Raw genomic sequence first — 10589 nt, 5'->3', positions numbered from 1 at the left:
TGTTCGGCAGCCATGCTGGCCACCTTCAGGCAGAAACTCCACTTAACAGCCTGTCCAAATTTGCCGAGCCACCTCTCATTCAGCCGGCCGGCTAGCCCCACACTGGCGAATGCTTCAAGGACCGGGCGCACCGTGTTGGCGCACTTGCCCTTGAAGGTGCCCGCGACGTCTTGCTCGGCCATACGGTACCAGATTTTTCCGATGTGAGCGTTCTGTTGTTTCCCGTAATGGGAAGTGTTATGTCGGTGGATATGAGGATCATTGCCAGGAACAAGCTGATCGCGTTCTGGTCGAAGCACCCCATGACGGAAGCTTCTTTGAGGCACTGGCATGAGGTCGCCGGGGCGGCTGCCTGGCAAAGCCCCCTGGACGTCGTCGCCGACTTTTCGAAAGCGAAGTCGCTTAACGGCGAGCGGGTACGGTTCGAGGTGGCAGGCGGTGACTATCGCATGGTGGTGGCGTTCGACTGGAAGAGGGCGATTGCCTTCATCAAGTTCGTTGGGACGCATGCCGAGTACGACAAGATCGATGCCCTGACAGTGAGCCTATTTTGACAATGCCTATTGGAGGTGGTGCGATGAACATTCGTCCTGTCCGAACTGACGAAGACCATGAAGCAGCGCTACGGGAGATCGAGGCGCTGTGGGGAGCAGAAGAAGGTACCGATGCCGGCGATCGGCTCGACGTGCTTGCTACGTTGGTCGAAACTTATGAGAGCCGTCGCTGGCCTATCGAGACCCTTGATCCAGTGCGCGCGATCGAGGCGGCAATGGAGATGAATGGCTACACGCGGGCTGAATTGGCCGCGCTGATCGGACAGTCACGGGCGACAGAGATACTGGCGCGTCATCGCGCCCTCACACTCCCCATGATCCGCAAGATTGCCGGGGCGTGGCATGTACCGGAAAAGGTGCTGGTTCAGGACTATGCGCTTGCCAAGGCGTAACCTGCGACGTGTGTGAAATGCGGTCCTATCGAATCTGAGCGTATAATGACCGGCTGTCGTCGAGCATGCTGATCGGCGTAGGTGTGATCCAGTCGGCGCCCCGCATCGGATATGGTCCATAAAACAGGTCGCCGAGGGCACGCCGGTAGTGAGCGTTCATCCAGCGCCGACGACGATGTTCGGGGCCGTCGTAAATCATGTGACAGCGCTGACAGAGTGCCGCCAGCTGATGAAGCGCGCTGTCGCTGGGATCGTGGTTGAGGTGCGCGCAGGCCAACACCACCGGCGTCCACCGGCCTTGGATGAGGATATTCTCGACCGGTCGTCGCACACGTCGGCCCCTGCCGTTCCGCCAGCATAGCCGGTCCCTGTCCCACCAGCGCCCGTCGCCCAGGTGAAATATCTTCTGTCCATGAGGACGCGCGCAATGCTCGCATCGTCCCTTTGCCCTAACGAAGCGCACGAGTTGCGACAGCTGCGGCCAGTCGATCGGATACAGAAACACATGTTCGGGACGGATCGGCATCAGACGCCCAATCTCGGCGCCGAAGCGGTCAGCGCCCGGTAGAGCGTGGCATGGTGGCACTTTAGCAGTTTGGCGGCTTCGCGCACCGATGTTCCCTCGCTCACCAATCGTTCGCCGAGCGCGATCTGATCAGGGGTGAGCTTGGGTGGGCGGCCGAAGCGGACTCCCCTTGCTTTGGCCGCCACTCGCCCGCTGCTGGTGCGCTGGTGGATCAGCTCGCGCTCGAACTCGGCAATGCCGGCAAACACGGTCAGCACCATACGGCCCGCCGGCGAAGTCGTATCCGCCCAAGGCTCGGCTAAAGAGCGCAGGCCGGCGCCGGCCTCTTTCAGTTTCTCGGCAATGTCGAGCAGGTCGCGGGTGGAGCGTGCCAATCGGTCGAGCCGCGTCACCACCACTGTGTCATCGTCGCGCAGCTGCTCGATCATCTTGGCCAACTCGGGCCGGTCACGCTTCGCGCCCGAGATCTTCTCCTCGAACGTCCGCTTGCATCCGACGTCCTTCAACGCGGCGCGTTGCAGCCGGAGATCTTGGTCATCAGTGGACACACGGGCGTAGCCAATCAGCATGTCGCAAAACTGTATCAGAACAATATTAATATGCAACAGATATTTGCGACAACAATTCACGAGGAAAACTAAGCGCCAAAGTCGTTGTCGCGAAACTTAGGATATACGCGACATCACCGATTTCCCATAACTCCGTCGCCGTGTGCCCGTTTCGGGAAAGCTCAATTGGGAACGGGTTTTGAGAAATGGCCCTGCCGGCGAGGTGATGTGGCTTTCCCTCGTCTCTGCGACCCCGGGCCGGGGTTCCCAATTGGGAAGGTGCAGCCCCCGCTAAATATCAGCGGTCGCGATCTTCCTAGGCCGTCGCATCAGATGCTCGCCTCAACGGACGCGCGACTGAGCGCTATCTGGCGGAGCTGGACGAGATCGACCGCGGCGAGGATGGCGCCGGCACCGGCCGCAGCGATGGGCTGGCGACGAAGATCGCCAAACTGCGAGCAGCGTCAGGTCAGTGCCGCACTGCTGGGTCAACTGGAGGAGAGCGGCGAGGGGCAGATCTCACTCACCGATCCCGATGCCCGCCTGATGGTCGCGCATTCCAAAGTGACGGTCGGCTACAATGCCCAAGTGGCGGTCGATGCCAAACACAAGCTGATTGTCGAACAGCACGTCACGAACGCCTGCAACGACATGGGCCTGCTGGCACCCGCCGCCGGCGCAGCCAAGGAATTGTTGGGGCTCACCGCATCGATGCCGTGGCGGACACGGGCTACCACAAGGGCGAGGACATCGCGGCATGCGAGGCGGCCGGCATCACGCCGTACATACCCCGCCCGCACCGCGGCAGCGCCATCGCCAACGGTCGCTTCCCCAAGGAGCGGTTCCGCTACGACCCGCAAGCGGATGCGTACCACTGCTCCGATGGCCAGGTTCTCGACATCCGCTACCGCTCGGTCACTCGTGGGCATGTGTCGATCCAGTATTTCAACCCTTCCGCGTGCTCGGGGTGCGAGCTCAAGGCTCGTTGCACCGCAGGGCGCTGGCGCCGCATCAACTGCTGGGAAAACGAGGCCATCATCGAGCGTATGGCCGAGCGCCTCGGCAGGCGGCCCGACATCCTCGTCATTCGCAAGTCGACCGTCGAGCATCCGTTCGGCACGATCAAGCAGTCGATGAACCAGGGTGCGTTCCTGATGCGCGGGCTGGAAAAGGTTCGCGCCGAGTTCAGTCTGACGGCACTTGCCTGCAATCTCAGGCGGGCAATCACCATCATTGGCGTGCCGGGGCTAATCGGGGCGGTGAAAACCTGATCCACGCCGCAAAATACGCCGTTTCGTTGCCTGATATGGCTTTATGCCGGCGCATTGCGGCCTCACCAGAGCGTAACAGCTAAAAACGCCGGCTACCCGGAATTCTTCCGGCGGGGAACTCGCCTACACCCAATCGCCTCCGAGTTTTCGGACCGTCTTTGATCCCAATCGGGAAGATGCTGGCCGCGCCGATCGCGTTCCCGACCAGGACTCGCCAACCCATGTATACACGTATACAGAAGGGCGTCGACGTGCCCGTGCCGGGCCGCGCTCTATCTTCGCTCCGATTGAGCCGCCGATCGGCGTCTCGCCCTACGGGTAACGATCACGCGGGGCGGGCGCGCCCGCTTGAGGACGTCGACGATGCCGGCGATGTAGTTTATCAGAGGGAAAGTGGGGCGCCGCCCCCCTCTCCCAGCAACGGCAATCAGCCGGACCGTTGCTCCTCCGCTGCGCCCGCACCACCTCGGCCCCTGTGCATTATCCAGACACAGATTCACGGTAGGCTAGGCTTTCGCATTAGCGTTGCCTTTCGGCCAGCGGGTGAAAGAGGTTTGCGAAAGGCGTTTCCCGTACAGGCGCGCCAGCGCCGCCATTACGCCAAAAACGGCCGTTTATGAAAGGAATGGTCGGGCGGAAGTTGGTTCGGTAACGGCCAGGATTGGGAGGATAGACCGGTCGGCTTATGGATGATCCGTCGCGCTGGCCGACATGTTGCGGCGCTGCCGCCTTTCTCGAAAAGGATCGCGTTTTAGGAATTGGCAGGGCTGGCCGAAATTCAAGCACGGCAGTTTTCACAATTTGCATAGAGAGGCGCTTCAGGCGATCACGCTTTATGAGCGTTCGGTCCCAACGGCCGCATCATGACGCACTCCTTCCACCGCCCCCTGTCTACCGTCCTGCTCGCGATCAGTTCATTACGTCTGAAAGAGCCGTCGGTTGGACCGAGAAAGGCGCAATCTTCATCGCACGTTAGGTGCGAAAGGCTTACGAACCGCTCTGACGTCTTGATGCGTTGCGTATGTCGGGAGTAGCGGTTTGAAGCCTTGGGCACCTGACGATGCGAAGGCATCAGCCGTTCTCCAGCTGATCGCGGAGCATTCCAGCGATGTCATTGCCCTGGTTGGGCCTGACATGACCTTCAGCTATATTTCTGGCTCCTCCGACCGGTTGTTTCTCCGATCGCCGTCTGAGGTGATTGGACACCCTGTCTTCGAGTTCGTATTCCACGAAGATCTTCCAGTTCTTGTTGAAGCTAACCGGGTCGTAATGGGTGGCGGCTCGAATGATGCGACGGTCACCGTGCGCGTCATTCGCGGCGATGGCTCCCTGCTCTGGGTTGAAGTAGCCTCAAGGGTTGTCGAGCACCTGAAGTCGGGGACCCCGGGGGACCGAGCCGTCATCATGCGCGACGTATCTCAGCGCAAGGCTCTCGAAGATGAGTTGCGTGCCATGGCGATGAAGGACGGCCTTACCGGTCTTGCCAATCGCCGGGCGTTTGATGAGGCGCTTTCGGGAGAGTGGAAGCGGACGCTTGTTGCCAAGTCACAGCTGTCGCTGCTGCTTGCGGATATCGATCACTTTAAAAAGTTCAACGACGCTCATGGGCATCAGGTGGGGGACGATTGCCTCCGCAGCGTGGCAACGGCGTTCCTTTCGGCAACCAGCGGCGATAAAGATGTGGTCGCTAGATACGGGGGTGAGGAACTGGCCGTCGTACTACCTGAGGCGAACCGTGATCATGCTATGGATGTCGCTGAACATATCAGAGCTGCTGTCGAAGCGCTGCAAATCCCCCAAGGAGTAGAGGTAGGAGGGGTAATTACCGTCAGCATCGGCGTAGCTACCGCTCTCGCCCGTGACGGTGCAACAGCCGTAATGCCGCAGACTTTGCTGACCTCTGCCGACCGCGCACTGTACCTCGCGAAGGAAGCCGGAAAAAACTGCTGCAAATCAGCGCTTCTGCTGGCGAGCTAGCCACAGCTAGCTTTCGACACTGCGCGCTTTCAGGCCAACAGATTCCTACCGTGAATCTGTGTCCTGATAATGCACACAGGGCACCTCGGCAGATTCCCGCTGCCTCCTCACCCCCCCGCTGTTCGCCACGAGGCAGGGCCGATGGCCGAGGCCATCGCCCGAGGCCATTTGAAGTGAGCAGGATATGGAACAGGACAATCGTGAGAGCTGGCTGAACAGGGTACAATTGGCATGACCCCACCGTTCGAGGCGCTGGGAACCCCCCTACCCTCGCGCGTGCGTGTCGCGATCGGCTGCACCAGCCGAGGCGCCAAGGGCAAAGCGATCGGCGAATGCTGGGACAGCAGGTGCAGCGGCGACGGGCATTTTGAGATATTCATCCGGCCAGACCTCGCGCACGCGACGACGCGATGCCGGCGCAGATCGCCGCCATTCTCGCGCACGAGTTGGTCCACGCCGCGGTCGGGATCTCTGCCGGGCACGGAAAGGCATTTAAACGGATCGCCATCGGGCTCGGCCTGGTCGGACCGATGCGCGCCACCACCCCCGGCGCCGCCTTTCTCGCTGCCGTCGCGCCGATCCTGGCCACAGCTGGCTCCCTTCCCTATGCCCGGCTAGACACCGGCGGCGAGACGACGCGGCCGAAAGAGCAGGCGACACGTTTGCTCAAATGTGAGTTCGAGAGATGCGGCTATACAGTGCGGATCGCCCGGAAGTGGCTGGAGACGATCGGTGCTCCGCTTTGTCCGACCGCGGGCCATGGCGCCATGCGGCACGATTCTCTTGAGAATAACGAAAACGATCCGGAGCCGTAAAACCTCCCTTTCCCAACCGATCGCATTTCCGTATACAGGTATAAGCCTATACTAGTAGGAGCGTATATGAAGGTTCTCGCCATCCTGTCGCAGAAGGGCGGCGTCGGAAAGACGACGCTCGCGACGTGCCTTGCCGTGGCGGCCGAGCAGGCCGGCAAGGAAGTCGCGATCATCGACTTGGACCCGCAGGCGACTGCATCGTTCTGGAAGGACGTGCGCCAACTCGACACGCCGGCGGTCGCCTCGATCCAGCCGGTACGGCTGGCGGCGATGCTCAAGGCTTGCGCCGATGCCGGCACCGACCTTGTGGTGATCGACGGCGCGGCCGTCGCGCGCGACGTGGCCTATGAAGCGGCGCGCCACGCCGACTTCATCCTTGTGCCGACCAAGACCGCCGTGTTCGACACCATGAGCATGACGCACACGCTTGACGTGGTGCGCCAGCTCGATCGCGCCTTCGCCGTCGTGCTGACGTTCGTCCCGCCCCAGGGCCAGGAAACGAGCGACGCAATGAAGGCGGTGGAGGAACTAGGCGCGGCCGTCTGCCCGGTGACGATCGGCAACCGCAAGGCGTTCTTCCGCGCACAGGCAGTAGGGCAGGCGGTGCAGGAATTCGAGCCAAACGGCCCAGCAGCAGCCGAGATCAACATGTTATACGAGTATACGGCTATACGCCTATACGAAAAAACGGGGGCGGCATGATGGTGAAACCGAACGCACTCCAAGCCGTCCTCGATCGCGCGAAGGCTGGCGGCGACACGCCGGCAGCGCCGGGACCAGTGGTCGCGGCTCCTTCCGCCAAGCCCGCGTCAAGAGGACGGCAGGGGACGAAGCTGATCGGCGGACACTTCGCGCCCGAAGTTAGCACCCAGCTTCGCATCCTCGCGGCGGAGGAAGGGACGACGGTGCAGAATCTTCTCGCCGAGGCGCTGGACGATCTGTTCGTGAAGAAGGGCAGGGGGCGTGTCGCCCGGAGCGTATAGCCGTATATATGTATACGGCTATACGCGTAGTCGCCAAGGTGTGGAGGCTGGATCAGGTTCAGGATATTATGGCCCGAAGCTGCCGCTCCGGTACATCATAGACTGCCGCGCCTCCACTAAGCTCCGGCACCCGCGCGACGACGTGACCATCTGGAGCCACGATCGCAGTGCATCCGTAGCTTAGAAGACCTTCGGACGCGCCAGTTACGTCGGACGATGCGATCCAGCATCCGGTCTGTTGAGCGCGATCGACAAGGTTCGCCAGACTCTTTTCCCGCCAGCGCTCGGCCGTCACAGGTGGCAGCATATTGTTGAGCGGGTAGAGGATAAGTTCGGCGCCCTGGCGGGCAATCTGCTCGGCAGGATCTGCATGGTTCGCATCGTTGCAGATGTTGATGCCGTAGCGGATCGCCGATCTGACGAACGTGGGAAAGTCGCTGCCGGCCGTCACCCCCGGCTCATTAGGATGGACCTTGGCATAGCGTCCGGCAATCTGACCTTCCTCAATGACGAACGCGCTGTTGAAGATATGCCGAGATGCCACGTCGAAGGCGCCGACCACCAGCGTTACCGGGAACGCAGCGACCCGCCGGCACAGCTCGGTCAAGGCAGCGCCGGATGCTTCGTGGGCGCGTGAACGGATCGTCTCAGGATCGTAGGAATGCCCCAGCAGGAACGCTTCGGGGAAAACAAGAAGGTCGATTGCCTCCTTCGTGGCCCAGCGCAGGCGCTGAACGACGGCCTCGCACGCGCTGGCTGCATCGTCGGCGATGGCCGGGCATTGAACGGTTGCTATCCGCATGAGGGCTATTTATCCCAGCGCAGGGCTTAAAAGTGAGTTTTGGGGTAGGGGCTCACCTTTCGACCGGCGCACTGAAATCGACCAGGACCGGCAGCTCGGGAATGCCGCCGCGCAGCTTGGCGCGGCGCACGATGCTGTGCTGGTCGATCAGGTTCTGTGCGTCGCGCTTGCCGCTCGACGTTTTCGGGAACCAGTGGAGCGCGACGCGCTCAACCTTGCGGCCCTTCTTGATCGGCACGAACTCGACATAGAAGGGGCAGAGCTTGTTGATTTCCTCGACCGCGACCTTGAGGCAGTATTTGTTGAGGTCGGCGAAGCGTTCGAGTTTGCCCGCCGGCACGTTCAGCAGCCCGCGTAGCTCCCCGATCGTGAACTCTTCCTTCTGTTTGTATTCTAGGCCGATGCGGCGCTCGATCATTTCATAAAGGCAGAGGGCGTATTTCGATTCGAAGCAGTACATCACCTGCGTCTTGAGGCGGGCATAAACCTCGCTATTCCGCAGTATCTCGATCAGCTCCTCGGGAATCCGGTAGTGGAGGAAGCCGTCCTTTTCGAGGCTTTCGTCGCTGGGGCCGAGGAGCTGGACGCGGCGCTTGTAGCTTTTGCCGGCCTTACGGATTGTGACGATCGCGATGGTGCCCATCAGGCGCAGCAGTGAGCTTTCCACGCGCTCGTTGCCCTGGTGCGTCCCTTTCAGGGCCGTTTTCGGGATGCGGTGGATGATGGGTTCGCCGATGCGTTCCCAAGCGTTGGCGATCAGCAGATTGTAGATGCGGCGATCGGCGAGGGTGAGAGGACTCAGCTCGACAATATCAACCAGCTCGCCGGGCTTGACGATTTCGCCGTAATTGGCGGGATCAAACGGGTTGCCACGCCCCTTCTGCGTCAATGTGCGGAAGGTCAGATCGACAGCGGCGGGCTGGGACGACATAAAGCAGGTCCGGTGAGGAGGAGCAAAATACCGGCTCACCTTAGCGTGAATTGTGAGCTTGGCAAATCCTCTAGCTCGCCGATCGGGCAGAGAGACGGCTACCCCAAAGCTCACCGTCGATCGCGCTAGGACGGCCACCTACCCCAAAGCTCACCAGACTCTGCCCCAACGCTCACTTTAACCGACCCCAAAGCTCACCTTAGCCTACCCCAAAGCTCACGCGACTCGTCCCCAACACTCACTTTTCGAGGTCGTTTTCCGGAGAAATCCAGGGGTTTCGCGACCCTGAATCTTGAATCTAAGAAGAATATTTGAATCTGAACGCGAACGGTGAGTTTTAGGGTAGGCCCTGCCTGTGGATAACTCAGCGTCCATTAGTGCATTCACCTCCAAATCATCGCAAGGAGGCAGGCGACGAAAAGAAGAAGCGGAATGGCCTATGGCCGATACGCCTCCATTGGTCACCGGCTTCGCCGTCGATGCCGAGGGTCAGCCGACACCACACCACAACCGCTATCACCAAGACCAACCGTCAAAATCGCTTTTCGGGAAGCCAAGTTCGACCGGCAGCTCGCTGTTGCGATCGAAGGTACCCGTCAAAGAGGGTACAGCGGGCGTTTTTTGGGGGGAATGGAGCCTCAAAACAGGCTGGAAGGGGGGAGAGATGTTTTTTCCGAAAACGGTCTCCGGATGGCCCTGCCAATGAATCCTATCCGCCCCGTGAAGCTAAAAGTGAGGCGATACCCCAAAACTCACTTTTCGTGGGCATTCCGGTTCGCTACAGCATGTATACGCCTATACATGCTGCTAAAATCTGATCGATCACGCTAGATCGAACCGCCCGGCGATTTCGCGATCGGCATGATAGCGCAGCTTGGCGGCGATGACAGAGCGCTGTCCCGCGAGGAACAGGAGCTGGCGATCCGGGCTGAGTGTGCGGAGCTCGTCGGGGTAAGAAGCGGCCGACCGACATGCTGCTGGCCGAACGATATCCCAGTGGCTTCCGCATCGAGCGCGCGGCTCATGGTCTCGAACAGAACCGTCTCCTGGCCGAGCAGATAAGAGACATGCTGCGCGCTCTATTGATCGTTGACGCCCAACACCTGCAGGACCCCTGCGTTGGACAGGAAGGTGCCGGCGCGCTGGCCGTAGAGGGCGCGCAGCTGATGGATATCCTGTACGATCGGCCAAAGCTGGATTCCGTAACCCGCCATTAGCCACATCGCTCGCTCGACAGGTTCCAGATGACCCAACGCTGCAAACTCATCGAGAAGGAACAGCGCCGGCCAAGGCAGACATCCCGGTGCGCGCGCCAGTTGGGTCAGCGCGTGCGCGACCAGGCCGCCGATCTTCTGCATCCGTTCGACCAGCGCCGCGAAGGCAGCCGGCGCTAGCGGGCGGAGGCCGAATGCGATAAACGATTGAGATGAGCGACGATGCAAAATCGTACCGAAAACGTGCAAACGCCGAGCGTGCAGCGGCCGAAATTGCCACGCTACCAAATGTTCGCATTCGAGCACTTCGATCGGCAGAACGATGGGAAGAGATGGCCGAGCGCGCTGAACGCGTTCAAACTCTCGCTGCGGAACGAAATAGCCAGTCGGGCACTGCGCGAACCCGATAGTTGCTCCTTGCCCAACTTTCCTTCCGGCGTGGATCAGTCGTGCTTAAATAGCGGACGTGCTAGGCGCCTTATTTGAGATATTTGTTATCTATACTCCGTCTGCTTGACGACCCGCAAAATCGTCGCTCGCTCAAGCCATGATTCTGTAATCTGCAGGATCGATGAC

At 60.6% G+C, this 10589-nt stretch carries 11 protein-coding genes and 2 pseudogenes; 7 read left to right on the top strand and 6 right to left on the bottom strand.

The window, feature by feature from the left end; translation table 11 throughout:
• Positions 1 to 182 (bottom strand): hypothetical protein (locus tag QN347_RS17555; RefSeq protein WP_323494244.1); only part of this gene is annotated, 182 nt, incomplete at its 3' end.
• A 69-nt stretch (positions 183 to 251) separates the two neighbouring features.
• On the opposite strand from QN347_RS17555, the gene QN347_RS17550 reads away from it, so the two are divergent.
• On the top strand, positions 252 to 554 hold the full coding sequence (locus tag QN347_RS17550) for a type II toxin-antitoxin system HigB family toxin (RefSeq protein ID WP_322164312.1): 303 nt from the start codon (positions 252 to 254) through the stop codon (positions 552 to 554).
• A gap of 23 nt (positions 555 to 577) precedes the next feature.
• Entirely contained in the window at positions 578 to 946 is a 369-nt protein-coding gene (locus QN347_RS17545; RefSeq protein WP_322164313.1) for a transcriptional regulator, read from the top strand.
• A 25-nt stretch (positions 947 to 971) separates the two neighbouring features.
• Here QN347_RS17545 and QN347_RS17540 read toward each other — a convergent pair whose 3' ends face one another.
• Both QN347_RS17540 and QN347_RS17535 read right to left on the bottom strand, forming a co-directional pair.
• Positions 972 to 1472 (bottom strand): hypothetical protein, encoded by a 501-nt coding sequence (locus QN347_RS17540; protein WP_323494242.1) that lies wholly within the window; start codon positions 1470 to 1472, stop codon positions 972 to 974.
• A complete protein-coding gene (locus tag QN347_RS17535) occupies positions 1472 to 2041 on the bottom strand; it encodes a recombinase family protein (RefSeq protein WP_322164314.1) in 570 nt (189 codons plus the stop codon). The genes QN347_RS17540 and QN347_RS17535 overlap by 1 nt, the downstream gene beginning before the upstream one ends.
• Before the next feature lie 695 nt (positions 2042 to 2736).
• Between QN347_RS17535 and QN347_RS17530 the strand changes: the two genes are divergently transcribed.
• The 5 genes and pseudogenes from QN347_RS17530 (at position 2737) to QN347_RS17510 (ending at position 7066) form a co-directional block, all read left to right on the top strand.
• A complete protein-coding gene (locus tag QN347_RS17530) occupies positions 2737 to 3291 on the top strand; it encodes a transposase (RefSeq protein ID WP_322164315.1) in 555 nt (184 codons plus the stop codon).
• Positions 3292 to 4329: 1038 nt separating this feature from the next.
• The gene (locus tag QN347_RS17525; RefSeq protein WP_322164317.1) at positions 4330 to 5268 is read left to right on the top strand and encodes a sensor domain-containing diguanylate cyclase; all 939 of its coding nucleotides are present in this window, start codon (positions 4330 to 4332) and stop codon (positions 5266 to 5268) included.
• A 184-nt stretch (positions 5269 to 5452) separates the two neighbouring features.
• Positions 5453 to 6083, top strand: a pseudogene (locus QN347_RS17520) (transcription elongation protein SprT).
• Positions 6084 to 6149: 66 nt separating this feature from the next.
• Positions 6150 to 6785, top strand: a complete 636-nt coding sequence (locus QN347_RS17515) for a ParA family protein (RefSeq protein WP_322164318.1) — start codon at positions 6150 to 6152, stop codon at positions 6783 to 6785.
• Positions 6782 to 7066, top strand: a complete 285-nt coding sequence (locus QN347_RS17510; RefSeq protein WP_322164319.1) for a ribbon-helix-helix domain-containing protein — start codon at positions 6782 to 6784, stop codon at positions 7064 to 7066. Before QN347_RS17515 ends, QN347_RS17510 begins: the two co-directional genes overlap by 4 nt.
• Before the next feature lie 58 nt (positions 7067 to 7124).
• On the opposite strand, the gene QN347_RS17505 is transcribed toward QN347_RS17510, so the two are convergent.
• The 3 genes and pseudogenes from QN347_RS17505 to QN347_RS17495 form a co-directional block, all read right to left on the bottom strand.
• Complete coding sequence (locus QN347_RS17505; RefSeq protein ID WP_322164320.1) at positions 7125 to 7868, bottom strand: carbon-nitrogen hydrolase family protein; 744 nt, start codon at positions 7866 to 7868, stop codon at positions 7125 to 7127.
• A 52-nt stretch (positions 7869 to 7920) separates the two neighbouring features.
• Positions 7921 to 8799: a replication initiation protein gene (locus QN347_RS17500; protein ID WP_322164321.1), complete on the bottom strand. Its 879-nt coding sequence runs from the start codon at positions 8797 to 8799 to the stop codon at positions 7921 to 7923.
• 822 nt (positions 8800 to 9621) lie between these two features.
• Positions 9622 to 10139 (bottom strand): annotated as a pseudogene (locus tag QN347_RS17495) (type IV secretory system conjugative DNA transfer family protein); the annotation flags it as partial.
• Positions 10140 to 10589: the final 450 nt, after the last annotated feature.

It is taken from the genome of Sphingomonas sp. 10B4 (assembly GCF_035019905.1).
Classification (GTDB): Bacteria; Pseudomonadota; Alphaproteobacteria; order Sphingomonadales; family Sphingomonadaceae; genus Sphingomonas; species Sphingomonas glacialis.
The sequence above is the reverse complement of the archived record's forward strand: the minus strand, read 5'-3'. Positions and strand labels throughout refer to the sequence as shown.

Coding starts and splice junctions, on each gene's coding strand:
- QN347_RS17510 (WP_322164319.1), top strand. CDS start 6,782: ATGATGGTGAAACCGAACGCACTCCAAGCCGTCCTCGATCGCGCGAAG.
- QN347_RS17515 (WP_322164318.1), top strand. CDS start 6,150: ATGAAGGTTCTCGCCATCCTGTCGCAGAAGGGCGGCGTCGGAAAGACG.
- QN347_RS17535 (WP_322164314.1), bottom strand. CDS start 2,041: ATGCTGATTGGCTACGCCCGTGTGTCCACTGATGACCAAGATCTCCGG.
- QN347_RS17545 (WP_322164313.1), top strand. CDS start 578: ATGAACATTCGTCCTGTCCGAACTGACGAAGACCATGAAGCAGCGCTA.
- QN347_RS17500 (WP_322164321.1), bottom strand. CDS start 8,799: ATGTCGTCCCAGCCCGCCGCTGTCGATCTGACCTTCCGCACATTGACG.
- QN347_RS17550 (WP_322164312.1), top strand. CDS start 252: ATGAGGATCATTGCCAGGAACAAGCTGATCGCGTTCTGGTCGAAGCAC.
- QN347_RS17540 (WP_323494242.1), bottom strand. CDS start 1,472: ATGCCGATCCGTCCCGAACATGTGTTTCTGTATCCGATCGACTGGCCG.
- QN347_RS17505 (WP_322164320.1), bottom strand. CDS start 7,868: ATGCGGATAGCAACCGTTCAATGCCCGGCCATCGCCGACGATGCAGCC.